The sequence below is a fragment of the Desulfatiglans anilini DSM 4660 genome, from assembly GCF_000422285.1.
Taxonomy (GTDB): domain Bacteria; phylum Desulfobacterota; class DSM-4660; order Desulfatiglandales; family Desulfatiglandaceae; genus Desulfatiglans; species Desulfatiglans anilini.
In genome coordinates this window covers 237,634-263,087 of sequence record NZ_AULM01000001.1, presented here as the reverse complement: position 1 = coordinate 263,087, position 25,454 = coordinate 237,634, and the positions used below count along the sequence as shown (strand labels likewise).

Here is a 25,454-nt window from a genome sequence, read left to right as displayed (position 1 = left end):
ATGGCGAGACGGCTCACCTTCCATATCTTCCGCTACAATCCGCAGGACCCTGCATCCTCGCCCCACACGGATCTCTTCCGCCTGGAGGAGACCGACAGTATGACGCTCTTTATCGCCCTCTCGCGCATCCGCGAAGAGCAGGACCCTTCGCTGCAATTCGACTTCTGCTGCCGCGCCGGAATCTGCGGCTCCTGCGCCATGGTCATCAACGGCCGGCCGGGCCTCGCCTGCAAGACGCTCACCAAAGACCTGCCCGAGGATATCACCCTCATGCCCCTGCCGGTCTTCAAGCTGATCGGGGATCTTTCGGTGGATACGGGCACGTGGTTCAGGGCCATGAACGAGCGTGTCGGCTCATGGATCCACACCAGCAAGTCCTTCGACCCGAATGGCGAGGAAGAGCGGATGGACAACGCCGTCGCCGAAGAGATCTATGAACTCGAGCGCTGCGTCGAGTGCGGGTGCTGTGTCGCGGCCTGCGGCACCGCCAATATGCGGGCGGATTTCATGGGAGCGGTGGCGTTGAACCGCATTGCGCGGTTCATGCTGGATCCCCGGGATCAGAGAGGGGATAAGGAGTATTTCGACGTCATCGGAACCGACGAAGGCATCTTCGGATGCATGGGTCTGCTGGGGTGCGAGGACGTCTGCCCGAAGAACCTGCCGCTCCAGGATCAACTCGGCATCCTGCGGCGCAAGATGGGCTGGACCGCCGTCAAGAAGCTCTTTCGCTTTGTAAAATAAATCGCCATCCGGAAATGGCTTTTCTTTGCCGCTCCCGACATCGATCTATATCGTCGCCTGCGCGGCGGCCTTCATGGACAGTGTTCCGGAGCCGATCAGTGCCTTTCGACGATGCGTCCTTCGCCATCCAAGACGAACACGGCAAAACCGTTTTGCCCAGCCCGGGCCCTCAAATCGTCAAGGCGGATGGCCTGGGCTTCGTAGGTCATGCCCTTTTCCCTCGCCAGCCGGCCGAGCCCCATCAGCGCGGCGTCTTTTTCCGGAAAGGCCGGGATGAAGGAGATGTTCAGATCCGCATCAACCTGCCCTAGAAACTGCTCCCCGCCCCCGTCACTTTGCACGATCACCCACACCCAACGGCTCAATGCCTCGTCCCACTCCGTCATTTTCCTTCCTCCTCCGATGCCTGCTTCGCTGTAGAAGCCTCATGGGAACGCTTCTCCGTCTCGTCCTTTTTTTCCTCGAGCGCCAGCACGAGGACGTCTTCCATGCGGTTGACGAGATGGAAGATCAGCTGCTTGCGGATCTTTTCGGGGATATCATCCAGATCATGGCGATTTCCCTCCGGGAGGATGATCTCTTTGATCCCGCTCCGGCTCGCAGCGAGAACCTTCTCCTTGATCCCGCCGACCGGCAGGACCATGCCCCGCAGCGTGACCTCGCCCGTCATGGCGACGCGGTGCCGCACGGGTCTCCCGATCAACAAAGAGGCCAATGCCGTCAGCATGGTGACGCCGGCGGACGGACCGTCCTTGGGAATGGCGCCGGCAGGGACGTGGATGTGAAAATCCCGTTCCGCAAAAAAGTCCTCCCTGATCCCGAACTGAATGGCCTTCGACCGCAGATAGCTCATCGCCGTGTGGGCGGACTCCTTCATCACATCCCCGAGTTGACCGGTGAGGTTCAGTGATTTCTTCCCCGGCATCATCGTCGCCTCGACAAAGAGGATGTCCCCTCCTGCGGGGGTCCAGGCCAGTCCGATGGCCACCCCGGGAACCGATGTCCTCTTGGCCAGATCGAAGGTAAAACGCGGGTTCCCGAGGTACTCCTGCACCGCAGCAGCCGAGACGTCGAAAAGGTCTTCGCTCCCCTCGGCCACCCCGCGGGCGACCGCACGGCAGATCGCGCCGATCTCGCGCTCGAGGTTCCGCACCCCGGCCTCCCGGGTGTATTCCCGAATGATCTTCCGGACGGCCGGCGTCCGGATGATGATCGTCTCCCGGCTGAGCCCGTGCTCCTTGACCTGTCTTGGGATCAGGAATTTCCGGGCGATGTTGAGTTTCTCGTCCTCCGTGTAGCCGGCCAGCTCGAGCACCTCCATCCGGTCCCGGAGGGGAGGCGGCACCGGATCCAGCTGATTGGCCGTGGCAATGAACATGACCTTCGACAGATCGAATTCCACCTCCAGGTAGTGATCGGAAAACGAGAAGTTCTGCTCGGGATCGAGGACTTCGAGAAGCGCCGAGGACGGATCTCCCCGAAAGTCGGTTCCCACCTTGTCGATCTCGTCGAGGATGTAGACCGGGTTGTTGGAACCCGCCCGTTTGATCCCCTGGATGATCCGACCAGGCAGGGCACCCACATAGGTGCGGCGATGCCCACGGATCTCGGCCTCGTCCCGCACCCCGCCGAGGGAGGTGCGGACGAACTTGCGGCCCATAGCCTCGGCGATCGACCGGCCCAGGCTCGTCTTGCCCGTCCCAGGCGGCCCCACCAGGCAGAGGATCGGGCCCTTGTGGGCCGGATTCAACTTCCGCACCGCCAGGTATTCGAGAATCCGCTTCTTGACCTTTTCGAGATTGTAGTGATGCCTGTTCAGTATCCGCTCCGCGCGGCGGATATCCAGGGTCTCCTCCGTCCCCTCGTTCCAGGGCAGGTCGAGGATCCAATCCAGGTAGGTCCGGGAAACCGTGTATTCGGATGATGCGGGGTTCATCCCGGAAAGCCTGCGAAGCTCTTTTTCCGCCACCGCCTTGACCGGTTCCGGCAGATCCTTTTCCTCGAGCCGCTCCAGCAGTTCGTCGATCTCGGAGCCTTCGTCTTCCCCCATTCCGAGCTCTTTCTGGATCGCCTTGAGCTGCTCCTTCAGGTAGAACTCCTTCTGGTGTTGATCGATCCCCTTTTTCACCTGATCCTGGATCTGACGCCCCATTTTCTGCAGTTCGAGGTCTTCGCTCAGAAAGCGCGTAATCCGCTCCAGCCGGGTCTTGACATCCAGGCACTCGAGGATTTCCTGCTTCTTGTGGCGATCGAGATTGAGGGTGGAAACGATCATATCCGCCAGAGGCCCCGGCTCCTCGATGTTCTTGGCCAGATCGATCAGCTCGTCCGGCAGGTGGGGGGACAGATCCACGATCTCTTTGAATAGATTCATGATGCTCAAGGTCATCGCATCGATCTTTTTCCCGCTGTGGCCGATGTCTTCCAGACGCTCCACCTCGGCCAGACTGTAATGCTCCCCCTGCTTGACGCCCTTGATCTCTACCCGCGCTATGCCCTGCACGACAACGACGGTGCCCTCGTCCATCTTCGATAGCTTCATGATATGGCACGCCGTCCCGATCCGGTGCACCTCCGGCATACCGGTCGTTTCTCCCTCCGCCCCGTCCTTCATCATGACGGTCAGGACCATCTTGTCCCCGTGGAGGGCGTCATCCACCAACCGGCGATGCGCCTCCTCCCGGATAGCCAGAGGGATCACCATCCTGGGGAAGATCACGGCATCCTTCAAAGGAAGCACCGGTAAAGCGTCCGGGATCTTTTTATCAGAAAAATCCATCCACATCTCCTCAAAGAGGTCTATCACCCCAGCTTCGAACACTGCCCGGTAATTACTGATCCACTTCGATGAACCGCGGCTGCGGCATCGGGCCCTTTTTCATCCGGACGGTCAGGAGGCCCTCCGAAAAGGCGGCTTCGATCCGATCCCCATCAACCCAGGCGGGCACCCGGAAGACCCGTTCGAAACTGCCGTGTCCCATTTCGAGACGGTGGTAGCGCGCAGGAGAATCGCTCCCGCAAAGTGCCCTGGTTCCGGCTACCCGCAGGTAATTTTCGAAAAAGGTCACTTCGATATCCTCTTTGCGGACCCCGGCCAGATTCACCAACAGAACGATTTCTTCCGCTGTTTCGTACAGGTCCGCCTCAGGCACCCAATCAGCGCTCGTGGCGTTCAGGACCGGACCCCGCAGGTTCATGACCTCGTCCATCAGTCGATTCACCTTGTCGTGGAACTTGCCGGGGTTGCGGTCCAAGCGAACCTTCAAAAGATACATGGAGATCCCCTCCCTGCTGATTTGCCCTATTTCCGCTCCCCGATAGGAGCGTAGTCCCTTTCCCGGGGGCCCACATAAATCTGCCGCGGCCGGTGCAATTTCCACTTCGGGTCGTCCACGCTCTCTTTCCACTGGCTGATCCAACCCGGCAATCGCCCGATGGCAAACATGACCGTGAACATGTTCAATGGGATCCCGAGGGCTCTCAGGACGATCCCGCTGTAGAAGTCCACATTCGGGTACAAGTTGTGATCGATGAAATAGGGGTCGTTGAGAGCCACCTCTTCGAGCGTCTTGGCAATGTCCAGAAGCGGGTCGTCCAGATTGAGCTTTTCCAGGATCCGGTCGCACATGGCCTTCATGATCTTCGCCCGCGGATCGTAGGTTTTGTAAACCCGATGCCCGAAACCCATCAACCGGAAGGGGTCCTTGCGGTCTTTGGCGCGCAAAATGAACGGGCCGGGGTCTCCTCCCTCCGTATAGATCCGATTCAACATCTCGATCACCGCCTGGTTGGCCCCGCCGTGCAATGGTCCCCAAAGAGCGCAAATCCCCGCGGAGATGGCCGCATAGAGATTGACCCGTGCGCTTCCCACCAGCCGGACCGCCGCCGTCGAACAGTTCTGTTCGTGATCGGCATGCAGAATCCAGAAAACATTCAACGCCTGTACAATATCGTCGTCAATGACATAGGGTTTGACCGGTGAGTCGAACATCATGTTCAGAAAATTCGCGCAGTAGCTGAGATCATGCCGCGGATAGACGACTCTGTGGCCCCGCGAGATCTTGTAAGAGGCGGCTGCCATCGTCCGGACCTTCGACAGCAGCCGCGTGAAGGTGATATTGATCTCCTCCTCTTCACCTCGCTCCGGGAGTTCCGGATAAAAGGCCCTCAGGGCGTTCACCATCGAGGAAAGGATGCCCATCGGGTGCGCCCGGCGGGGAAAGTTCTCGAAGAACGCCCGCATATCCTCATGCACGAGGGAGTGGTCATTCAACATGACCGAAAAGCGGTTCAATTCCTGACGCGTAGGCAGTTCCCCGTTGATCAGCAGATAGGCCGCCTCGACGAAGCTCGACCGCTCGGCCAACTGTTCGACCGGTATCCCGCGATAGCGCAGAATGCCTTTTTCGCCGTCCATGAAGGTGATGCTGCTCTCGCAGCTGCCGGTATTGGCATACCCGGGATCGAGGCTGATCAGACCGGTTTCATTCCTGAGACGTGAGATGTCCAGGGCCTTTTCCCCTTCCGTCCCACGGACGATGGGCAGTTCGAAGGTCCTGCCGTCCACAATGAGTTTGGCCGTTTCCTGCATGTTGTTCACCTCGTCGTCTTCATTCATGAATCAATCCTCTTCTCCTCTTCATCACCCCTGGTGCAGCCGAATCCCGGCAGGCAGCGCCTCGCCGAAAAGGGCCTCCTCCTCCTGCTCCGCCACCGGAACCACCTCCCGCAGGCATCGGATCCATGCATGGGCCCACTCGTGAGGCTCCAGCCATGCGATCATGCGCGCGATCACCTCCGGATCCAGGTCCCGCGTCCGGTCCCCGGTCAATCGACCCATCTGGGCCAGGGCCGCGCCGACCGGTTTCAGGTTGCGCCAGTCCGTAGCAAGGATCGTGTCGACCATCGCGGCCACAGCCCTGGGCGGGGCCACGCGGTCCACCTGGCCGTAAAGGGGCTCCCGGGCCGTGATCCGCGCCAGCGCCCACCAGTACTGCGGCTTGACGCTTTTCGGGTTGAATCCTTCGAGCAGGGTACGCGCCCACAGTTCTTTATCCGGGGCCGGCAGCCGCTCCATATTCGCCAGGGCCATCCACAGCTCCAGATGCTCCTGGGGCGGAAGCTTCTTCTGGTTTTTTTTCTTCTTCGGACGGACAAGCGCCGCAAAATCGATCCCCACCTGCCGCTGCTGTGCAACGCTCAATCCCCCGGCCACGCGCCGCCAGAAGCACCACCACTCCGAGCGCACCTGGGGGTGATTCGCATGCAGAGGCCCGCGGTTGTATAGCCGCCAGATCTTTTGGAGCCGGTGCTCGTCCAGGGCATCACCAAAGCCCGGCCGCAGGCAGAACCCCAGGAGATTGAGCCACCGGGACTCATATTCCGAACTCCTTTCCCTGGCATCAGGGCACTCCATCAAGGCGTCGGCAAAACGGCGGATGACGCTGAGAGGCCAGCGATCCTTCGATTGGCCGATCTGCTCTTCCAGCGTCTTCACCAGGCGTTCCGGCGCCGGGCCCTGCCCCGTGCCCGTAAAGGTCTCCATAATGACACTCAGGGCCCCTTCCACAACGGACTCTTCGAGAAAGGCATGGTCCGCGACAGGAACCGCGGCATCTGCGTCACGCAGCTGAAACTGGAGGCGCCACCGGTGTTCCGTCAAAAGAGACCGGCACCAGATGGCAAGGGTTCCCATCTCCGTATAAGACGCCTCCACCTGAACGGGGATGGCCGTTTCACGGGCCTTTTTCCCGAACTGGATGACCGTGCGGATCGGTGGAAGCGCCGTCAGGGTTTCATCCACCTCGATGACATCCCCGATGTGATCGCCCGAGCGGAAACTCGAGCTGAAGAGCTGAAAATGCACCGGCTGGTTGGCCAGAACCTCGAATCTACGGTCCGGCACCCGGATATCGGCCCCCTCGTGCATGCCCCTCTCGATCAGACAGATCGCCTTTCCGCCCTCCGTGTCCTTCTCCGCGCGCCCGGCGGTTCCGAGCCCCAGATAGTAGGCACGCGGACTCCCGCTGCCGACGCGGACGCCTCGCCCCACCTTGACCAGTCCGTAATAGGACGCCCCGATAGCCACGGCGAGATCGAGATGCGGGTTTTCGAGCACCCGGGGCGCCCCTTCATCGGTCAGAGAAAACCGGGAGCGGACCGCCTGCCGGATCCGGTCCCGGATGATCGCGGGTTTCAGGGCCCCGCCGTTGAAGAGGATCAGGTCCGGATAGGGCGTTTCGCGCCCTGAAGCCCGGACGATGTCTTCCCGATGCCGTTCGAGAAAGCGGATCAGGTGCCGTGTAATCGCCGGATCCTGGGCATACGGGAGGCCGAGTTCCGTCATGCCCCTGCGCTGCGGCTCTGAGAGATCCTCATCGGGGCCGACCAGCGGGAAGAACCCATCCAGGATCACCCGCTCGACCTCCTCCCGATCCAAAGACGTGCTGAGTGTGCCGCCGATGACGCGCCGGCCCTCGCCGACCAGGGTGATGCTGCGGGAAGGCGCATACCCGCTCAAAATCTCTTCCTTGGCCGAGCGGCACTGATGGCAGAGGGCCTGCCAGCGATGCAGCTGGAGCGGCGCGGCCCCACCCCCGCGCTGCATGCGGCCTTCGGCGATACGGGCCAGGGCGAGGTCCATGTTGTCCCCGCCGAGGATGAGATGGTCCCCCACCGCAATCCTTTCGAACTCCGGGACACCCTCCTTTTCCCGAAGGGTGATGAGCGTAAAATCGGTGGTGCCCCCCCCCACGTCGCACACCAGCACGAGCTCGCCCGGCCGTACCCTTTCGTGCCAATCATTCTCGTGACGGACGAGCCAGCTGTAAAATACGGCGAGGGGTTCTTCGAGCAGCAGAAATTTCGGGATGCCGGCGCTCTCCGCCGCCTCCACCGTCAAATCCCGCGCCACTTCGTCGAAGGAGGCCGGCACCGTCACCACCACGTTCTGGTCTTCCAGAAACAGGGCTTCGTCATAGCCCCAGCGGTGATTCCATGCCTCGCGGACGTGCCGCAGATAGGCGGCTGTGGCGGCGACCGGCGAGACGCGCGGCAGGCCCTCGTCAACGCCCCACGGGAGGACGGCCGCCCTGCGGTCCACCCTGCCGTGGCAAAGCCAGCTCTTGGCCGATGAAACCAGCCGTTTCGGCACCCTGGCACCCTGTTCGCGCGCAAAAACCCCGACCAGGCCCTCAGCTGCGGGCGTGTGCCAAGGCAGCCGCACAGCCTCCGGATCGATCTCGTGCCCACCCGGCAGATACAGGAAAGAGGGGAGGATATCCTGCGCCAACACCTCTCCCGGGGCATTCAGCTGCGGGATGGCGAACAGGTGTATGCCCGCCGGCAGGCGTTCCCCGCTTTCCAGGTCCACATAGGAAGCCGCCGAATTGGTGGTCCCTAGATCAATTCCGACGATGAAGCGCTTACCGACCATTTTCGCGATCTGTGTGCTCCCTGACGTTGAATGCGAGCCTGAACCGGCCGCCCCCCTCCTGGGCCAGGCACCAGACCTCGAGTGCACCCACCTCGGTGACCTTGACCTGCAAGACGACCGGAACGACCGTTCCCGGTTCACCCTCCAGGACGGTCTCCAGGGTCGTCAAAGTTTCGATCTCGCCTTCCCAGTCTTCCACAATGGTTCCGGGGGTGTCCTGACGTCGCGTCAGCGAGCCCAGGAAGTCGAATCGAACAGGTTCCCCGACCAACAGCCCGAAGGTCTTTCCTTCGAGGGTCACCTCCGTGCCTTCCTCCATGCCGAAAGGGGCCAGGCAGAGGGCCTTCTGCGGAGTGGGCATGCCCGGAACAGCAGGCAGCGCAGCCTCGACACCGATATAATAGCTCCGACCCAGGCCGCCCCTGATCCGAATTCCCTTACCGCGCCGCGCCAAACCGTAATAGGCCGCTCCCTTTGCCACGGCCAGGTCGAGATCCTGGCTCGAGAGTTCCCGCACCCCATCGGGTGGCGGCCCCCAGGATCGAAGCACCTCCAGGATCCGGCGGCGCAGTCCTGTCGCCTTCATGACTCCACCGTTGAACAGAACGGCCGTCGGCAGAAGCCCTTCGCCGTCCACGCCTTCCTTCGCGCGTCCGGCGCGGCGCAAAAATGCGGCCAGGTGATGGGTGACGGCCGGATCGGCGGCATAGGCAAGCCCGAGTTCCCGCATCCCGGTGCGGACCGTGCTTTGCGGCTCGGCCTCGCGCCCGCAGAGGCCGAAGAAGCCTTCCATCAGGATTCGGTTCACCTGTTCGCGCTCGAGTTGGGTCGTGAGCGTCCCGCCGATCAAACTCGACCCGCGGCCGAGGACCGTGACCGGAACCTTATCCTCCCCGCCTCCGGCGAGGAGCTTTTCCTTCGCAGACCTGCAGGCCGACCAGAGGCCGCGCAGCTGGTAGACGTTCAACTTACGGCCCTGCGCCGCCAGAGACCGTGACACAGCGTGAGCGAGGGTCAGGTCCATGTTGTCGCCGCCCACCAGCAGGTGCTCACCGACTGCGATCCGGTCAAGCTCGAGTTCGCCCCTGTCATCCGACACCCGGATGAGGCTGAAATCCGTCGTCCCGCCGCCCACGTCCACCACCAGCACCAGATCGCCCTTCCGCACCCGCTTGCGCCAACCGTCCCGTGACGCCTCGATCCAGGCATAGAACGCGGCCTGCGGCTCTTCGAGCAGGACGATCTGCGGCAGGCCGGCGAGGCCGGCGGCCTCCACGGTCAGGTCCCGTGCCACCGCGTCGAAGGAGGCCGGCACCGTCAGGAAAACCTCCTGATTTTCCAGAAAAAGGTTCGCATCCTTTTTGGCCAACCCGTGGTTCCAGGCCTCCCGGATATGCGAAAGAATAGCGGCCGACGCCGCGACCGGCGACAGCTTACGGACGTCCTCCGGACCTTCCCACGGCAGAATGGGCGCGCGCCGATCCACCCCTGTATTGCAGAGCCAGGACTTGGAAGATGCAATCAGCCGGTGCGGAAGTTCAGCGCCGCGGTCGCGGGCAAATTCACCGACGGCCAGATCGCCATCAGGATCCCAAGGCAGTGCCAGCGCCCCCGGGGGCAGATCGTGCAGCCCGGGGACGAGCACGAAGGACGGCAGGACAGGCCGTTCGGCAATGGATCCAGGCCCGACCAGCTGGGGGATTTTGAAGACATGGATCTCCGGAAAACCGGTTTCCTCGACCTCCGCTTCTGTATAAGCAACGACGCTGTTGGTTGTCCCAAGATCGATACCGACGATGTAGCTCGGCTTGTCCAAATCCAGATTCCCTTTCAGCTTTCCAACCGTATGGGGCAGCCGCCCTCAACCGGCTTCGCGCGGTGTGTGCGTTACATTCCGTTGGTGTCATCCACCGTCCGCGGGCAGGTGCTATTGCACCTCGACCTCCGCCGGTGCTATCAGCTTCGGGTCCTGCGTGCCTGAAAGCGTCGGCAGGTCCACACGCGTCGCCCGCCAGCCCCGATGCTGCAGGACCCCGGAAAACGGAGGATCCCCGGTGACATTCCCGGTCAGCTTGATCGATCCGGCGTCAAAACCCGCCTGCACCGTCACCTGCTCCCCTTCCTCCCGGTCCATCACCGGAGCGAGCGCCAGGTGCTTCTGCAAAACCTTCCGGCAGCTCTCCTGGATGCTCCTGACCGCCGCACCGATCTGCGCATCCTCATATGCAGCCAGATCTTCGCTCAGAAAATCGACCAGACGGCCCTCCCGCTGCAGGAGGGCCACGACCTGCAGCGCGCGACGCTCCGCCGTTTCCCGCGATTCGGCAGCCGCTTCGGGCCGGGCCGGCGCCTCCGGTGGACGCTCGGCACGAACGCGTTTCCCGCCGGCCGGGGCTGCAGGGCGCCATTCGGCCATCTGCCGACCCACCGTGCCGCCGATGCAGAGGCGAAGAAGGATTCCGGTCACCATGACGCTGCCTGCCAAAATCGCGCCGAGAACCATCCTGGCATCCCAAAGGGTTTTCAGCACCGGCTGCTCGTCCATCACAGCTCCTGCCCTCAGGCTTTCGAGATACCACCACCCTCCGGCAACCAATCCTGCCGCCAAAACCAAAAACCAGAGCGCGACCCACCCGGTGATGGATCGCGACAAACGTCGGGTCATCTCTTCGCTCATGTCATCTCCTTCATGTGTCCACCCAGCCGGACTATCCATCCGTTGCATCCGTCCCGGCCGTCTGCCGCTGCCGATCGGCTGCCTCCCCGAGATCGCCCCACTCGTACTGGACAATGCCGACTAGCATCATCCCCGCCGTCTCCGCCCTCAGAATGCGTCTTCCCAGTCCAAGCGGGACGAAGCCGCACGCAGCAGCCTCCTCGATCTCGCGCTCGGAAAAACCACCCTCGGGCCCGACCATGCCGATGAACCGCCGGGGCGACGCCGCGTTGGGCCGCAGGATATCCTTGAGGTTCGCCAACCCGATCGTCTTCTCCCACAAAATGCCCTTCAGGGCGGCTTCATCCCTGTACCGCGCCAGAAGTTCAGCGAAGGTGAGCGGGGGCTCGATCACAGGGGGTCGATCCCCGTCGCACTGGGTCGTTGCCATCCGGGCGATCTCACGCCACCTGCGGATCTTGCTCTCCGTCTTCTCCCCGTACAGGTCGACCACTGTCCTCTCCGAGAAGAAGGGTACGATCCTGCGGACCCCCAGCTCCGTGGTTTTCTGGATCAGCCAGTCCATCCGCTGCGACTTCAACACCGCCTGGCAGAGGACCGTCTCGACCAAAGGGGCGGCGGCAGGGGAAAGCAACGTCTCCACAAGGACCTGGACTTCCTGCGGCGAAACCGAAGCGATCCGGCCGATGACCCTTCGGCCGACCTCGTCGACCAGCAGCAGGGGCTGTCCTACGCCCATCCGAAGCACCTTGCGGATGTGCTTCGCCTCCTGCCCCGCGACGCGGCACACCGTGGCATCCGGATCGATCCGCTCCACGAAAAAACGCCTGAGACTCCGTTCAGGCATCCGCAACCTCTCCGGCGCCCCGTCCCTGCAGAACCGCTCACCCCTTTTCAACAGGACTGCACAGGAGGCACCCCCATTCATCCTGAAGGAGCGTATCCTGCACGGCGAGGCCATGAACGGTCGAGGCGCGGGCAACCTCGTTCAACTGCGAATCGAGCAGTCCCGAGAGGATCAGGAGCCCCTCAGGAGCGAGAAGCCTCGGGAGGTGCGGCAACAGGCGCATAATCTCGCCAAAAATCAGATTCGCGGCTACTACATCGAAGTTTTCCCGGCAATCCTCCACCGGCGTCTTTGAAAGCGTTACCTGTTGCTGCACGAAATTGAGTTCCAGGTTCCTGGCGGCCCAGGCAAGGGCATCCTCGTCCACATCCAGGGCCAGGACGGGCTCGGCGCCGAGCAGAACGCCGTAAATGGCCAGAAGCCCGCTCCCCGTTCCGAGATCGAGCATGGACCAGGCTTCCCGTGTGGAAGAAGCCCTCTCCAGGGCCTTCAAGCACATCTGGGTCGTGGGGTGCTGGCCGGTCCCGAAGGCAAGGCCTGGATCGATCCGGATGATGTGACCGGTCTCCTCAGCCGCCGGCGTTTCCCAGGCCGGCAGGATCAGCAGGTTTGGCGTGATGCGGGTGGGATGGAAAAAGCGGCGCCAGGCAAGGGACCAATCCTCGTCCTCCATTCGCTGCCAAGCCCAGACAGGCCGTTCCATTTCAGTGAAGACGCGGCCCAGCTCCTCCAAAAAAACCTGCGTCCTGGAAGCGACGGCCTCCGGGTCGCAATCTGACGGGAAGTAGGCCCGCAAAGCGGGGTCTCCAAAATCCTCCGATACAATCCCGGTGGAACCCAGATCGAAGAGAAAGGCGCTCAGGGCCTCGCGGGCAACCGGATCGATGCGAAAGGACAGTTCTATCCATTTCTTACGATGCGTCACTTCCTCGCTCACAGGCCCTCTTCGCTTCTCTCAGGGAGGCCCACGCGGAGGCGTGGGCCTCCCTGAGGCCGATCAGGCCTTGTGAAATACGTAGTTCAACTGACCGTTCGGCAGATGGTTCACTTCGGTCCGCATGTCCATGCCGACCTGGATCTCTTCGTCGGGGACGTTGGAGGCGATTCGTCCAAAGACCTTGTAATCACCGTAATCCAGCAGTGCAATAGCGTAGGGCAGATCATCCCCGAAACCTACCGGGGCATACTCGAGCTTGCTGTAGCTCACGAGTTTGCCGGTTCCGGAGACCTGGAACCACTCCATCTCCCCGCCAAGGCACTTGTAGCAGTCCGCACGGGGCGGAAAAAACGTGAGCCCGCAACCCTTGCACCGCGTGCCCATGACCTTGCCCTGTTCCAGGTGGTCGATGAAATCGTTGACCTTCGTAATGGAGGTAAAGCTTACCGTCCCGAACTTTTTGAATCGATCGTCTATCTCTTTCTTCTGTCCCGCCATGTTCTTTACCTCCCCAAGATGGTGACATTGCCGTAAAGGCCGACACCGCCGATATTGTGGACGAGGCCGATTGCAGGATCCTTGACCTGCATCGGGCCCGCCTCGCCCCTCAACTGCAATACGATGGTCCGGATCTGCGAACCTCCTGTGGCACCGATCGGATGCCCCTTGGAAAGGAGCCCGCCGTCGACATTGACCGGAATGCTGCCTTCCTTGTAGGTCTCCTTGCCGCGGATCAGGTCCTTCCCCTCGCCGGGTTTGGCAAAACCGAGGTTCTCGTAGGCCATCATCTCCGCGATGGTGAAGCAGTCGTGGACCTCCGCCACATTGATGTCCTTGGGGCCCACACCGGCCATCTTGTAGGCCTGCTCCCCCGCCTGCTGGGCCACCGTCAGGCCCGTAAACAACTCACGCCCGGCCAGATTCACAGCCGTGGAGGCGCTGCCGACGCCCAGGATCCAGACCGGCTTCTTGCAGAAGGCCTTCGCCTTTTCCTCGTTCGCGACAATCACGCACGAACTGCCGTCCGCATTGGCACAGCAGTCTCCGACGCGCAGGGGGCTCGCGACCGGTGAGGCCATCGGGCTCTTGGGATCCGAAAACATCTCGAAGGTCACCGGCTTGCGATAAACCGCCTTTTCGTTGATCTGTCCGTATGTGGCCGCCTTCACGCGGATCAGCGCCAGGTCCTCGGATGTGGTCCCGTACTTGGCCATGTGCGCGCGGGCATACATGGCGTAATAAGCAGGCATCATCGTTCCGAAGGGGCTTTCCCACTGGATGTCGGCGCCGCGCCCCATCCGTTCCTGGGACTCGGCCGAAGAGATCTCCGACATCTTCTGAAAGCCGACGACCGCCACCACATCATGAAGTCCGGATTCCACCAGGGCATAGGCGACCTTCAGGCCCATACTGCTCGACGAACACAGACTCTCGAGGTAAAAGGTCGGCTGCGGGGTCAGGCCGAAATATTCGGCCAAAACCCCCGCCGGTGAACGCTGCTTGTCGTACTCCGGCGCCGAGCAGACGACGGATGCATCGATGTCCTTCGTACTGATCTGCGCATCCCGCATGGCATCCTTGAAGCCTTCAAACGCCAGTTCCCTGATGGAACCCGGATAACCTCTGACGAAGGCGCTCTGTCCCACTCCGATAATCGCTACTTTTCCCATAAATGACCTCCCTTAAGATCGTCGGCCTGCCGGCCGTCATGAAAGGATCGATCGGCGCTGCGAACTGGTTTCCATCCAGAAATGGTCCTTCTTGCCCATCCCGGCATCCATCTGGACATTTGCCTGTGCGGTGCTGCCCAACAGGTCGCCTCCGCACCAGCATTTGATTTCCTTGATAGGGGCAAGAAATCTTCATTTCAGAATGGGAAACTGGGCTGCACCGGAAAATCACCTCCGTATTCCGAGGAATCGATCGCCGCCGGCCGCGACCCTGAAACCGCTTTCTGTCTGTGCCGATTATTCCTTTTTACTGAAATGTTGTAGTATAGGAAACGGTGTTATGAGGGTCAAGGAAAATACTGATCACGCTGCCGAACACCCTCGAGTCCGGCCTCGATCCGGGTACAGCTTTCCTCGTTCTCGTGACCGCGGGTAGTCCGCGACAGGTGACCTGATCGCGGCCATGTCCATGCCCTTTGATGTTGACTCCCAAGGCAGCTCTGACTACATTTTTGGACAATAACCCTTAGGAGATTCCGCCATGAAAAGGTTCATCAGGGTCATGAAGGCCCTGTCAGACGCGAACAGGGTCAAAATCCTCAAGATCCTCCAACATCGTCAAATGTGTGTGTGCGAAATACAGGCTGCCTTGGGCATCAGCCAGCCGACGGTTTCCAAACACTTGAAGATCCTTGCAGAGGCCGATCTGGTGGACTGTCGCAAAGACGGCCTCTGGGTCAATTACTTCCTGGCCGGAGACAACGCCAATCCCTTCGCCGAAATCATGCGGGGCAACCTGGCGCACTGGCTGAACGAAGAAAAGGAAATCGCCGAGATCATCACCCGCCTGCCCCACATCCGGAGGGAAGATATCTGTCAACACGGGGGCCCTGCCACCAATGCAACATGCAAGAAATGTTCATAACCGTTCATCCTCCGCAGGGGCGCTGCGTCCCGATCCCTCGAATGAAAAGGGGCCCGCGGTGACGCGGCTGGCGCGTTTCTTCCTGGGGGGTCTTCTGGTCTACGCGTCTATCGACAAGATCCTGAACCCCGCCGCTTTTGCCGAAGTCGTTTTCAATTACCGCATCCTGCCCGACGATCTGATCAACCTGACGGCCATCCTCCTTCCGCCGTTCGAACTGGTCCTTGGCGTCCTGCTCCTTCTGGGACATTGGCTGGCCGGCGGCGTGCTGCTCTCGAGTTCCGTCCTGAGTGTGTTCTTCCTGTCCGTAGCCTTCAATCTTGCGCGCGGCCTCAACGTCGATTGCGGGTGCTTCACGTCGTCCAGCGCGTCCGCCAGTCAGGCCGAGATGATCTGGTACGTCGTACGCGACGCCCTTTTTCTGGTTCCAGCCTTTTATCTCCTTTACCGCTTAAGGCAGACAGACGGCACCCTTCCCGGCCGCACAAACGCGGCAGGCTCTTTCCGGCGCCGGGCCCTGTTGCAGGCGGCGTTCATTCTTATCCTTTCGGCGGCCTTCGCCTGGTGTGTCAACGCCCTTCGCCCCGAGCCTCTCCCGTTGACGGAGAACTGGTCGCCGGCGTCCAGACTGGAGCTCGAAAACGGTGAGATCCTGACGATATCCTTGGAGGAAGCTGAGGAAGCCTTTGCGAACGGGGCGGCATTTTTCGCGGATGCGAGGTCGACCGAGGCGTATCTTGCCGGGCATATCCTTGGAGCCGTGAATCTTCCATGGGATCAATTCGATATCCTTTTCGAACCGGTCATGGGCCCCATTCCTCTCGACGCACTGATCATCACCTACTGCGACGGCGAGACCTGTGGTCTCGGGATCGAACTGGCCCGTGCATTGCGGGGACAGGGATACGAAAACGTACGGGTTCTCATTAACGGCTGGTCTCTCTGGGTCGCGCAACATCTCCCGACGGAGCCTTGACAGGCGGTCGAAAATCGACCGTCTGCTGCTTACCCCCATCCCGTATCACTGAGGCGCATTTATCGGTGCGCCTCATTCCACGGGATTCCGCAAGCCTTGTCCGGCCGTTTTTCAACAGCCTGCGTGCAACGGGTTCTTCAACACGTTGTTCAATGGCGGCTGTGTCGGCATGCGCGGGGGCGTGCGCTGATTTCCAGTCCGGCGATGAAAACCGGGCGGCGTCTTTTCGCACGTTTCCTTGTGCGGCGACCTGCAGGTCGCCAGCGCACCCATGCTTAATTTCCTTAATACGGACAAACCGGGACCCGCTCCGAAGGGCTGGGACCGAGCACCCGAGGGTTGCCCACAAAAAATCCTCTTTTCCGGACACAACCGGTTGATAGCGGGCCTCACAAGGACGGACACCTCGCAGAAAAAACGTGGTGGAGGAAAGGCCGTTGTCCGGGAAAAGATGCTCACAAGCGGGGATCAGGAGCAGGAGATGTTGCGTGTGCGATATACTCCGTGCAGCACGCACACGCAACATCGCGAAAAGGCACCGGGTTCACCCCTCAAGGATGACCCGATAAAACGATTCAGTTTCCATCCGGAAATGGTCTTTTTGGCCAATCTCGGCGTCAATCTGCCCGATTGCTTGCGTGGCGACCACCAGGTCGCCTCCGCGCAAACGCTCGATTGCCTTGATATTGGCCAAACCGGGACCCGCCCCGCAGGGGTGGGACTGCGCACGCGCAGCGTGTAAAGAAAAATCCCCATTTCCGGATTGGAAACCGGGTTCTACTAGGAAATCCTTTCCGGATGGATACGATTTAATAGGGATGGAACTCGCGGAGGTTGTACTCGCCCGTTTCCTTGAGCTCCTTGGAGTATCCCGTGATGACAAACTCGCCCGTGAACTGGTTGACAAAGGGGAATCCGGCCATGGCCCAACCGACCACGCCACCCTCGTATTTCTTGCCGTCTTTGGTCCCATCCACGATACAATAAACGTTCTTGTAACCGTACTTGTAAAGAAACCCGGCAACGTACTGGGCCCTGTGTGCGGTGCGGCAGAATACGTAAATTTCGGCATTCGGGTCCGTGATCTTTTTCGGCAAGGTGTACATGTGCCCGGCGTGTACATGATCGGTCCCGCGGATATGGAACGCGTAAAATTCCGGATGGGTGCGGACATCCAGAAAATAGACCTTTTTCCGGTATTCCGGATCGGCCATGGCCTTGGTCCAGGCCTCGTGAAGCTTGAAGACATCGACGAGCCTGTCCGCCGGGATGGCGGCGGAAAATTCCTTGTGAACCGCCTTTTCCTGGTCCGCCAGCGGGTTGTCAGCCGCCGATGCCACGGCTGCAGCAGAAAACAAGAACAGAAACGCGATAACAGAAACAGCCAGCTTTTTCATATGCCTTCCTCCATTTGAATTGAACGGATCCATGAAGCCCTTCGCCTGCGAAACACCTCCTTTCCGGGCCGGATATCTCCAAAGAATTGCGGAAACTATACGTCTTCCGTTTTCGGGGGTCAAGACCGTTCGCCCGTTGCAGAGCGGCACTCCCTCCCAGTCTTCAAGGTGCCTCGGACGAAGGATCGCCGGGACCTCTATCGGATCGATGCATAGACGATGTCCAGAGCCCTCTGAACCCCGCAGGTCGGCAACAGACTGCAGCCCTTCGCCGGCCTGATGTGCCACAGACCTTCCTCCCGGACGATTTCAACCCAGAAGTTCTGCATAAACCCTTCCTCTCCGACGATGCATCGGATCATGGCCTTTTTCCGCACCGGGTCGTACAGGCTTTCCTTGAACGCAACCGCCGGGTTCCCGTAGCAGCGCTGCGGCTTGAACCGTGACGGATCGAAATGCTCCACGCGATAGGTGATCAAACCGATGTCCTCCTTCAGAGGCCAGGCCCAATGGCTGTGTTTCTTCAAACTCAGTTCGTAAAACACCTCCTGACCGGCCGAAAGCCACTTTTTCTCATACTTGGTGGAAAACTGCGGGCCAACACGCCGCGGATCCATCCGGAAGCCGGTATCCGGCACCTGCTCCTGGAGCCAGGCAAAATAAGCCGGGTCATCGGTCACGATGACCAGCTCGCCCTCTTCCATCAGGCGACTGTTCAGAAGACGCAGGAAATTTTGTGAAAACAGCCGGTTTTTGGCATGCCGCTGCTTGGGCCACGGACAGGGAAAAAGGCAGCATACTGATTCCACGGCGCGCTCCCGAAAGAGCCTCTCAAAAGCCAGGACCGCGTCTACCTTCAAGATGCGAACGTTGGAGATCCCCGCAAAGGAAATTTTTCGCAGCGTACGCTTGACTGGAAGCCATCCGGTTTCAATGCCGACAAAATGTTTGCCCGGGCAGGTTCGGGCCTGGGAAACCAGGTAGTCTCCGAGGCCGAATCCGATCTCCACCACGGTTGGCCCGCATTCGCCGAATATGTGCGACCAGCGGAGCGGTCTATCCATCTCCATCCATGGCAAGACCGGTTCGAGGGAAAGATAGTTTCGGCCCATTTTTCTGTTTATTATTCCGATCTTTTTATGATAGTAGTGAAAGTTTAAAATTAGTTTCGTCTCAAAGACTGGAGCGCCTATCCCTGCAGATCCGCTCTTTGAGCATTTTCCCGGGGTGCGACTCAACGACACGTTGGCCATGAGCCTTCGACAGGACACAGGCAGAAGGCACAAAGGCTCGTTCCGCCGGCGAAGATCCCTGGGGCGGCACCCGATCCAGGGCTACCGGCCCCGTTCGTTTGCGCGGAAGCCGATTATAGGTCAATACCGGTCGCTTCTCAAGCCTCTCGGCCGGTGAGTACCCGTTCAGAAGAATCGCGTGCCGATCCGAGGATGGGATCAGCCGCCAGGTGTGAACAAGGAAAGGAGTTCAGACCCATGCCATCCAAGAGTTTAGAAGCCAGAGCCCAGCAGAAGATCCACTGGGAGACCAAATTGAATCAGCGGATTGCCGAACTGGTGGAAGCAGGACTCGATCAGGCCGGCATCGCCAAGGACGCAGCGGTCCGGAAGTTGAGAGCTGCGCTCAGAGCCACCCAGAACCGCCTGGATGTGATCGACGGCTTGGAGCGGAAGAAAGAGGAAATGGCCCGCGTGAAGGCTGAAAAACTCGCCCAGCCCAAAGAGGACAAGGGCGAAAAGAAAAGAAGGAAGCAGGAAGAGGAAGAGCAGGCCGTCAGCAAAAGGCAGCAGAAGAAGCAGAAGAAAAAGGAAGGCAAGGCTCAACCGTCAGCCTAGCCCCTTCTTAGAATCGCCTCTCGTGTCCATCCGGAGAAGGCCATTGGCTGGAGTTTCGATGGACACGCCTCCCGGGCATTCGGCTCTTCAGGCCGATTACTTGTATGGAGGCGCTTCTCTCCATCCCTCCCGCCTTGGAGTCCGCCCGGAAGCGGGGACTGTCCTGCGGATGCCCTTGCCGAGAGAAACGGATGACGTAATGAAGCGCCGGGTCCCGGCAGCCGGTGCAGAGCAAGAGACGGAGATGCCCCTCAGGCGGCGGGCTTGGGCAGGGGATCATCGAAAAGAGGAATCCCTGCCCGCGGACTTGATTCCCCTGGAGATCCCGCCCGATCCCTACGGGGCCTTGCACAGGAAAGGAGAGAGGAAATGGACACAAACGGTCTGATCGACATCATCCGGCGGCGTCTTGCACTGCCCCCGGAAGACTTCGAACAGATTGCTGCGAATCCTAAGTATCAGCACCTTTTCGCCAATGCCATGAAAGCCAGTTCGTATCAGCTGATCGCCGAGGTCGTTCAATCGGAAGGATGCCACTCGGGCCATGTCGTCGGACAGCGCCTGGTCTTCGATTCATCCGGAAACCTTCTCACCCGGGAATCGCCGGAGCGCATCTGCGCCTTCCTGATGCCGAACCTGACCACCCTGATCAACGCCTTTTTCGAAAATCTGATGAACGGCCGCGACCCGAACGAGGTCATGTTCAACCGGACGGGCTGCTTTGACGTCGGCCCTGCCTGCGGCGGCTGGGGGCATGTCGTGGTGGAAATGCGCGCGGAGATCCGCCCCTCTTCGCGGTCTCCGGAACCCGCGAAAAAATAGGCCGCTCAGGCGTTGCGGGTTGCCGGGCATCCGGGGTAAAACCGGCCATCCATCCATTGAACACACGGCCTCCGCTCGCTCGCTGAGGCATCCGCTGAGCCCCTCTGAGGGGCGGCCCTGGACCTCTTGACCCGCAGTCATCCTGTGAATCGCACAGGATAGGACGCCCGCGCCATTCTTCTCGAAGCGCGCTTCTCCACGCCTTTAATGGATCAGGTGGATCATTTTTATCCGCTCTCCCGTTTCTGTTGGATAAAAATGATCCATATTTTCATCCACCCTGTCAGATCCGGTCCTCCTGAACCAGCCGCGCTCGCTATTGCCCTTCCTGAGCATTCCCTTTTTCTGAAGTTCCTTCCCGCAAGAAATGACGCTTTTTCTTGGCGGCCTTCGAGCTCTACGTCCCTGCCAACGCAGAGCGACCGACGCTGTCAGGCCCGTATCAGGGGACCCGAGCATGGATCCGATGGCGCCCGGCAGGCACCGCTCGATCCAGCAGGCGGCCCGACGGACGAGGGCGCGTCCGCCACAAGAGAATTCTTTGCCTAGGATTTGGCACGCAGCTTGCAATTCCAGTTCGACAACATCAAACCCAATCATAAGGAGGTTTTGTCATGAAAAAGACAGGAATGGTTTTGGGAGTTCTCTTGCTGGTCGGAGCCTTGGCCTACCCCGTATTCGCCTGGGGCCCCGGACGAGGCGGCTTCGGTTCCGGCTTCGGCGACGGGTATGGACCCTGCCGAGATGGAGGGACCGCGGCGGCGAATCTGACCGACGATCAGCAGGTCCAGTTGGATGAACTGCACCAGAGATTCTACAACGAGACGAGCGAAATCCGAAACCAGATGTGGACCAAGCAGCGTGAGCTGAACACCGTCATGAACGCCGAGGCACCTGATCTCGAAAAAGCCAAGGGCCTCCAGCGCGAGTTGAACGGACTCAAAGGGCAGATGGCTGAAAAACGCCTCGAATACGACATAGAGGCCCGCAAGATCGCTCCTGAGGCGGGGAACTTCAGGGCGGGAAAGGGGTACGGAAAAGGCTCGAGAGGCGGCAAGGGCGGATATGGCCGGTGTTGGAATTGATCGGGCTCTCTTCCAGTACCGGGGCTTCCGGCCTTAGCCGAAAGACCCGGTACCAAGGAGGGTACGATGACACCCTATGGGCCTCTGAGGAGCGATCCAATACTGGGGACCAGCTGATTGAGAGACTTTTTCCAACACACTGAACCGGCACCCGGCATGGATCGGGGCCGAAAACCAAACGGGGATCGGGGGCAGGCGCCTCCGATCCTCATCTCAACCGACAAGCATTATTGGAAGGTTCTTGATGCCCTGCAGCACCTTTTGTGAAACACTCCCCAGAAAAAATTCCTTGAAGGCCGAGAGGCCCTTGCGGCCCATCACCACCACATCATAGCCCGCTTCGGCCTCATGGATGATGTCACGAGCGACACCGTCCTTCTGCGGTTCGACTTTCATGTGAACATGCTCCGGTTGAAACCCGCACTCCACGAGCATATCCTTGGCCTTCGTCACGGCTGTCTGGACCAGTTGACGCTTTTGCTCTTCGACCTCACAAAAGGCATTCTTCTGCGCAGCGAAGTAAGGCGTCACACCGCCGCCCTCCAGTTCGCATGCGGCCGCCAGATTCGGGAGAACGCTGAAAAGGGTGACATCATGATCTTTACTGAAGGTTTCGGAAAGAAATTGAACCGCCCTAATCGAGTTTTCAGAATAATCCATCGCGACCAGCACCTTCTTGCCCATAGAACACCTCCTCCTGCAGAGCCCTGTCCAGGATTAGGGGCCGGCCAACCTTTCTTGGATGCCAGCCGGCTCTTGCCCGGTATTTCATTTCCATTCGACGCGAATATAAGCACCCTTCTGAAGCCGCGGCTGCCGCCACCTGCTTCCCATGCAACAGGGGGCCCTGTGTCGGGCACCCTGTCACGAAAACAGGCCGGCACAAGCTAAAGCGCCTTTTCCACCTTGGCCTTATCATATAATCTTAAAGAAGGTCGCCCCCGAAATCAAGGGTTATCCCCGGGACAGTTCCTCGTGGATTGCAGGCATCACCCGGGATTCGGGTCCGTCTTTCGCGCTGACTTCCTTCCGGTGGTGTTGCAATCGTTGCTGTCTGGTCTTAGTTTGTATCGTATGCGATCAGCGGAACTTCGCTGATACGCCATCCATCCACATCTGGAGGCGGCTGGCCGACCGTCGGGGAGAGATCAACCGGCCGCCGCTCCGCAGAGCATCGAATGGAAGAGGAAGAAACCCGGTGCCGTTTTTCCTGGAGAGTTCGGGAACCCTTTTAGACTTCGGCGCTTGCGTTCCGTATCTGCATAATGACCGGACATTTTGCCGGGATGGGAGGATGTGTGTTTTTGCCAGGGGACTGCCGGGATTCGGCGCAGGGACTGACAGACGCGCCGCGGCGGGGTTGCTGGAAACGTGGTTTTATCCTGTGTCAGAGGACTAAACACCCCTATGGAGGCATTTGAGATGGAAAAAAAGACCTTTTCGATCCCCAACATCAGCTGCGGACACTGCGTCAAGACGATCCAACGCGAACTGATGGAGATCCCCGGCGTGACCGGCGTAGAAGGAGACCCGGGTCTCAAGTCCGTCGTCGTCCACTGGGAAGCGCCTGCCACGCTCGATAAAATCAAGGCGACGCTCGAGGAAATCCATTATCCCCCAAGCGAATAAGGCTTCAGCATGACCGAGAAAACCATCGATCTGCCAATCACGGGCATGACGTGTGCGAACTGTGCCATGACCATCGAACGGACCCTTGGACGGCTCGATGGCGTTCACAAGGCGCAGGTCAACTTCGCCTCGGAACGGGCAACCATCACCTATGATCCCCAAGCCCTCTCGATCGACGCGATCATCCAGCAGATCGAACAGGCGGGATACGGCGTGGCCAAGGCGTCCACGGAGTTTCCCGTGACAGGAATGACCTGTGTCAACTGCGCCGCGAACATCGAGCGGGCATTGAAGAAAAAGGTTCCCGGGGTGTTGAACGCCACCGTGAACTTCGCCGCCGAGCGCGTCCATGTCGAATATGTCCCGGGGTTGACCGGCATCGATGAAATCCTTTCAGCTGTCGAAGCGGCGGGATACGGCGCGCTCCGGCCGGAGGATACCGCTGAGGGCGACGATGCCGAACAGGCTGCACGCAGGGCCGAAATTGCGGATCAAACCCGAAAATTCATGGTGGGCGCCGTTTTCACCGCGCCCTTGTTTTTTCTCAGCATGGGACGGGATTTCGGTCTTTTCGGTCCATGGAGCCATGCCGCCTGGGTAAACTGGCTGCTCTTCGCACTGGCGACACCTGTCCAGTTTTTCACCGGGTGGGACTACTACACCGGCGGCTGGAAAAGCCTCCGCAACCGGAGCGCCAACATGGACGTGCTGGTGGCGATGGGCTCGTCAGTCGCCTATTTTTATTCCCTTGCCCTTCTTTTCCATCCGCCGCTCGGTGAACATGTCTACTTCGAGACTTCCGCGGTCATCATCACCCTGATCAAGCTCGGCAAGATGCTCGAGGCACGGACCAAAGGGAAGACGGGCGGCGCCATCCGCAAGCTCATGGACCTGCGCCCGAAGACCGCTACGATTCGAACGGACGGGGAGGAGGAGAAGCAGATTCCCCTCACCATGGTCCAGGTCGGCGATACGCTCGTGGTCAGGCCTGGAGAAAGCATCCCCGTCGATGGGGTCGTCCTCGAGGGCGCCTCCGCGGTCGACGAGTCCATGCTGACGGGCGAACCCCTGCCGGTCGATAAATCCCAGGGGGATTCCGTCGCCGGCGGCACCATCAACGGAGAGGGACTGCTGCTTTTCCGTGCGACGCGGGTCGGGCGGGATACGGCGCTTGCCAGGATCATCCGGCTGGTTCAGGAAGCGCAGGGCAGCAAAGCGCCCATCCAGGCCTTGGCGGATCGAGTGGCGGCGATCTTCGTTCCGGGCGTCATCCTGATCGCTTTCGGGACCTTTTTCCTCTGGTGGGCGTTCGGCGGAGCGTTCGTGCCCGCCATGATCCGGCTGGTCGCGGTCCTGGTCATTGCCTGCCCCTGTGCACTGGGCCTGGCAACCCCCACCGCCATGATGGCCGGCACGGGTAAAGGCGCCGAACAGGGCATACTCTTCAAGAAAAGCGAGGCCCTGGAAAGCGCGACCAAGCTCGACACCATCGTATTCGACAAAACGGGAACCCTAACCATCGGGAAACCTCTGGTAGCCGATATCGTCCCTTTAGAGCCGTCCTCATTCGGCAGTGAAGCCCTTTTGAAAGTGGCCGCATCCCTCGAGCGAGGCTCCGAGCACCCCTTGGGCCGCGCCATGGTGCAGGAAGCCGAGGTTAGACGCATCGAACTTTCAAAGCCCGAGGCCTTCAGCGCCGCCCGTGGCATGGGGGTGAGCGGCCGCGTCGATGGACGCAAGGTCATGGTTGGGAAACCAGGCTGGTTCGAAGAGCAGGGCCTCGATCTGGCCCCTGTCGCGGACAGCCTGCAGGCCCTTCGCGGCGAAGGGAAAACGGTGATGCTGGTCGTGGTCGAAAACCGCCCGGCCGGATTGATCGCTGTGGCAGATCGCGTCAAGCCGGAGGCCGCGGATGCCGTTCAAGCGCTTCATGCGGCCGGTCTGCGGGTGGTGATGCTCACGGGCGACAATCGTGAGACGGCGGAGGCTATAGCCGGGGAAGTCGGGATCGACGATGTGGTGGCTGAGGTCAAGCCGGAAGACAAATCTGCTCGGATCAAGGCCATGCAGGACAGCGGGCACCGTGTCGGAATGGTGGGGGACGGCATCAACGACGCGCCGGCCCTGGCCCAGGCCGACGTCGGACTGGCTATCGGGACAGGAACGGATGTCGCCATCGAGACGGCGGATGTCATCCTGGCAAGCGGGCGTCTAAAGGGCGTGCCCAACGCGATCGCTCTGAGCCGCTTGACCATGGCTACCGTCAAACAAAATCTTTTCTGGGCCTTTTTCTACAATGTGGCCCTGATCCCTATCGCCGCCGGCATCCTCGCGCCTTTCGAGGCGTTTCCGGAATTCCTGCGGCACCTGCATCCCATCCTGGCGGCGCTCGCCATGGCAACGAGCAGCGTAACGGTCGTCAGTAACAGCCTCCTGCTCTACCGAGGGAAGTCCCTTTGA

Annotated in this window: 23 protein-coding genes; 8 read left to right on the top strand and 15 right to left on the bottom strand. The window is 60.4% G+C overall.

What is annotated here, in order from left to right; all coding sequences use genetic code 11:
• Positions 1 to 744, top strand: a complete 744-nt coding sequence (locus tag H567_RS0101235) for a fumarate reductase iron-sulfur subunit (RefSeq protein WP_028319999.1) — start codon at positions 1 to 3, stop codon at positions 742 to 744.
• Positions 745 to 839: 95 nt separating this feature from the next.
• Here H567_RS0101235 and H567_RS0101230 read toward each other — a convergent pair whose 3' ends face one another.
• The 11 genes from H567_RS0101230 to H567_RS0101175 all read right to left on the bottom strand — a co-directional run bounded on the left by H567_RS0101230 (position 840) and on the right by H567_RS0101175 (position 14,310).
• The gene (locus H567_RS0101230; protein WP_028319998.1) at positions 840 to 1,130 is read right to left on the bottom strand and encodes a hypothetical protein; all 291 of its coding nucleotides are present in this window, start codon (positions 1,128 to 1,130) and stop codon (positions 840 to 842) included.
• Positions 1,127 to 3,523, bottom strand: coding sequence for an endopeptidase La (gene lon / locus H567_RS0101225; protein ID WP_244155400.1), 2,397 nt, complete (start codon positions 3,521 to 3,523; stop codon positions 1,127 to 1,129). Before lon ends, H567_RS0101230 begins: the two co-directional genes overlap by 4 nt.
• Positions 3,524 to 3,575: 52 nt before the next feature.
• Positions 3,576 to 4,019, bottom strand: a complete 444-nt coding sequence (locus H567_RS26815) for an Hsp20/alpha crystallin family protein (RefSeq protein WP_051184365.1) — start codon at positions 4,017 to 4,019, stop codon at positions 3,576 to 3,578.
• A gap of 26 nt (positions 4,020 to 4,045) precedes the next feature.
• A complete protein-coding gene (locus H567_RS0101215) occupies positions 4,046 to 5,335 on the bottom strand; it encodes a citrate synthase (protein WP_028319996.1) in 1,290 nt (429 codons plus the stop codon).
• A gap of 51 nt (positions 5,336 to 5,386) precedes the next feature.
• Positions 5,387 to 8,179 (bottom strand): Hsp70 family protein, encoded by a 2,793-nt coding sequence (locus tag H567_RS0101210; RefSeq protein ID WP_028319995.1) that lies wholly within the window; start codon positions 8,177 to 8,179, stop codon positions 5,387 to 5,389.
• The gene (locus H567_RS0101205; protein WP_028319994.1) at positions 8,169 to 9,995 is read right to left on the bottom strand and encodes an Hsp70 family protein; all 1,827 of its coding nucleotides are present in this window, start codon (positions 9,993 to 9,995) and stop codon (positions 8,169 to 8,171) included. The genes H567_RS0101210 and H567_RS0101205 overlap by 11 nt, the downstream gene beginning before the upstream one ends.
• Positions 9,996 to 10,106: 111 nt before the next feature.
• Positions 10,107 to 10,856 carry a DUF2760 domain-containing protein gene (locus tag H567_RS0101200; RefSeq protein WP_051184364.1) on the bottom strand — a complete coding sequence of 250 codons (750 nt, stop codon included), beginning with the start codon at positions 10,854 to 10,856 and terminating at the stop codon, positions 10,107 to 10,109.
• Between the two features lie 31 nt (positions 10,857 to 10,887).
• The gene (locus H567_RS22400) at positions 10,888 to 11,703 is read right to left on the bottom strand and encodes an RsmE family RNA methyltransferase (RefSeq protein WP_051184363.1); all 816 of its coding nucleotides are present in this window, start codon (positions 11,701 to 11,703) and stop codon (positions 10,888 to 10,890) included.
• 37 nt (positions 11,704 to 11,740) lie between these two features.
• Entirely contained in the window at positions 11,741 to 12,640 is a 900-nt protein-coding gene (prmA, locus tag H567_RS22395; RefSeq protein ID WP_051184362.1) for a 50S ribosomal protein L11 methyltransferase, read from the bottom strand.
• A 60-nt stretch (positions 12,641 to 12,700) separates the two neighbouring features.
• On the bottom strand, positions 12,701 to 13,138 hold the full coding sequence (locus H567_RS0101180; RefSeq protein WP_028319992.1) for a Zn-ribbon domain-containing OB-fold protein: 438 nt from the start codon (positions 13,136 to 13,138) through the stop codon (positions 12,701 to 12,703).
• Positions 13,139 to 13,143: 5 nt separating this feature from the next.
• Entirely contained in the window at positions 13,144 to 14,310 is a 1,167-nt protein-coding gene (locus H567_RS0101175) for a thiolase C-terminal domain-containing protein (RefSeq protein WP_028319991.1), read from the bottom strand.
• A gap of 541 nt (positions 14,311 to 14,851) precedes the next feature.
• On the opposite strand from H567_RS0101175, the gene H567_RS22390 reads away from it, so the two are divergent.
• Entirely contained in the window at positions 14,852 to 15,235 is a 384-nt protein-coding gene (locus H567_RS22390) for an ArsR/SmtB family transcription factor (RefSeq protein ID WP_051184361.1), read from the top strand.
• A gap of 58 nt (positions 15,236 to 15,293) precedes the next feature.
• Positions 15,294 to 16,211, top strand: coding sequence for a MauE/DoxX family redox-associated membrane protein (locus H567_RS27670; protein WP_244155399.1), 918 nt, complete (start codon positions 15,294 to 15,296; stop codon positions 16,209 to 16,211).
• Between the two features lie 544 nt (positions 16,212 to 16,755).
• On the opposite strand, the gene H567_RS28315 is transcribed toward H567_RS27670, so the two are convergent.
• From H567_RS28315 to trmB, 3 genes are all read right to left on the bottom strand, one after another.
• On the bottom strand, positions 16,756 to 16,905 hold the full coding sequence (locus H567_RS28315; RefSeq protein WP_153306000.1) for a hypothetical protein: 150 nt from the start codon (positions 16,903 to 16,905) through the stop codon (positions 16,756 to 16,758).
• 115 nt (positions 16,906 to 17,020) lie between these two features.
• Positions 17,021 to 17,608: a rhodanese-like domain-containing protein gene (locus H567_RS0101145; RefSeq protein ID WP_028319989.1), complete on the bottom strand. Its 588-nt coding sequence runs from the start codon at positions 17,606 to 17,608 to the stop codon at positions 17,021 to 17,023.
• A gap of 197 nt (positions 17,609 to 17,805) precedes the next feature.
• Positions 17,806 to 18,720 (bottom strand): tRNA (guanine(46)-N(7))-methyltransferase TrmB, encoded by a 915-nt coding sequence (gene trmB / locus H567_RS26810; RefSeq protein ID WP_051184360.1) that lies wholly within the window; start codon positions 18,718 to 18,720, stop codon positions 17,806 to 17,808.
• A 378-nt stretch (positions 18,721 to 19,098) separates the two neighbouring features.
• Between trmB and H567_RS0101135 the strand changes: the two genes are divergently transcribed.
• From H567_RS0101135 to H567_RS0101115, 3 genes are all read left to right on the top strand, one after another.
• The gene (locus tag H567_RS0101135) at positions 19,099 to 19,458 is read left to right on the top strand and encodes a hypothetical protein (protein ID WP_028319988.1); all 360 of its coding nucleotides are present in this window, start codon (positions 19,099 to 19,101) and stop codon (positions 19,456 to 19,458) included.
• Between the two features lie 369 nt (positions 19,459 to 19,827).
• Complete coding sequence (locus tag H567_RS22365; RefSeq protein WP_051184359.1) at positions 19,828 to 20,280, top strand: hypothetical protein; 453 nt, start codon at positions 19,828 to 19,830, stop codon at positions 20,278 to 20,280.
• Positions 20,281 to 20,894: 614 nt separating this feature from the next.
• Positions 20,895 to 21,365 carry a Spy/CpxP family protein refolding chaperone gene (locus H567_RS0101115; RefSeq protein WP_028319986.1) on the top strand — a complete coding sequence of 157 codons (471 nt, stop codon included), beginning with the start codon at positions 20,895 to 20,897 and terminating at the stop codon, positions 21,363 to 21,365.
• A 213-nt stretch (positions 21,366 to 21,578) separates the two neighbouring features.
• Here the strand turns inward: H567_RS0101115 and H567_RS0101110 are convergent, their stop codons facing one another.
• Positions 21,579 to 22,049: a universal stress protein gene (locus tag H567_RS0101110; protein ID WP_028319985.1), complete on the bottom strand. Its 471-nt coding sequence runs from the start codon at positions 22,047 to 22,049 to the stop codon at positions 21,579 to 21,581.
• A 738-nt stretch (positions 22,050 to 22,787) separates the two neighbouring features.
• Here H567_RS0101110 and H567_RS0101105 point away from each other — a divergent pair.
• Positions 22,788 to 22,994, top strand: coding sequence for a heavy-metal-associated domain-containing protein (locus H567_RS0101105; protein WP_028319984.1), 207 nt, complete (start codon positions 22,788 to 22,790; stop codon positions 22,992 to 22,994).
• A gap of 9 nt (positions 22,995 to 23,003) precedes the next feature.
• Positions 23,004 to 25,454, top strand: coding sequence for a heavy metal translocating P-type ATPase (locus tag H567_RS0101100; protein ID WP_028319983.1), 2,451 nt, complete (start codon positions 23,004 to 23,006; stop codon positions 25,452 to 25,454).

Bases quoted from the DNA above. Each gene is read 5' to 3' on its own strand.
- H567_RS0101235 (WP_028319999.1), top strand. From the start codon at position 1: ATGGCGAGACGGCTCACCTTCCATATCTTCCGCTACAATCCGCAGGAC.
- H567_RS0101230 (WP_028319998.1), bottom strand. From the start codon at position 1,130: ATGACGGAGTGGGACGAGGCATTGAGCCGTTGGGTGTGGGTGATCGTG.
- lon (WP_244155400.1), bottom strand. From the start codon at position 3,523: ATGGATTTTTCTGATAAAAAGATCCCGGACGCTTTACCGGTGCTTCCT.
- H567_RS26815 (WP_051184365.1), bottom strand. From the start codon at position 4,019: ATGTATCTTTTGAAGGTTCGCTTGGACCGCAACCCCGGCAAGTTCCAC.
- H567_RS0101215 (WP_028319996.1), bottom strand. From the start codon at position 5,335: ATGCAGGAAACGGCCAAACTCATTGTGGACGGCAGGACCTTCGAACTG.
- H567_RS0101210 (WP_028319995.1), bottom strand. From the start codon at position 8,179: ATGGTCGGTAAGCGCTTCATCGTCGGAATTGATCTAGGGACCACCAAT.
- H567_RS0101200 (WP_051184364.1), bottom strand. From the start codon at position 10,856: ATGAGCGAAGAGATGACCCGACGTTTGTCGCGATCCATCACCGGGTGG.
- H567_RS22400 (WP_051184363.1), bottom strand. From the start codon at position 11,703: ATGCCTGAACGGAGTCTCAGGCGTTTTTTCGTGGAGCGGATCGATCCG.
- H567_RS0101180 (WP_028319992.1), bottom strand. From the start codon at position 13,138: ATGGCGGGACAGAAGAAAGAGATAGACGATCGATTCAAAAAGTTCGGG.
- H567_RS0101175 (WP_028319991.1), bottom strand. From the start codon at position 14,310: ATGGGAAAAGTAGCGATTATCGGAGTGGGACAGAGCGCCTTCGTCAGA.
- H567_RS22390 (WP_051184361.1), top strand. From the start codon at position 14,852: ATGAAAAGGTTCATCAGGGTCATGAAGGCCCTGTCAGACGCGAACAGG.
- H567_RS0101145 (WP_028319989.1), bottom strand. From the start codon at position 17,608: ATGAAAAAGCTGGCTGTTTCTGTTATCGCGTTTCTGTTCTTGTTTTCT.
- trmB (WP_051184360.1), bottom strand. From the start codon at position 18,720: ATGGGCCGAAACTATCTTTCCCTCGAACCGGTCTTGCCATGGATGGAG.
- H567_RS0101135 (WP_028319988.1), top strand. From the start codon at position 19,099: ATGCCATCCAAGAGTTTAGAAGCCAGAGCCCAGCAGAAGATCCACTGG.
- H567_RS22365 (WP_051184359.1), top strand. From the start codon at position 19,828: ATGGACACAAACGGTCTGATCGACATCATCCGGCGGCGTCTTGCACTG.
- H567_RS0101115 (WP_028319986.1), top strand. From the start codon at position 20,895: ATGAAAAAGACAGGAATGGTTTTGGGAGTTCTCTTGCTGGTCGGAGCC.
- H567_RS0101110 (WP_028319985.1), bottom strand. From the start codon at position 22,049: ATGGGCAAGAAGGTGCTGGTCGCGATGGATTATTCTGAAAACTCGATT.
- H567_RS0101105 (WP_028319984.1), top strand. From the start codon at position 22,788: ATGGAAAAAAAGACCTTTTCGATCCCCAACATCAGCTGCGGACACTGC.
- H567_RS0101100 (WP_028319983.1), top strand. From the start codon at position 23,004: ATGACCGAGAAAACCATCGATCTGCCAATCACGGGCATGACGTGTGCG.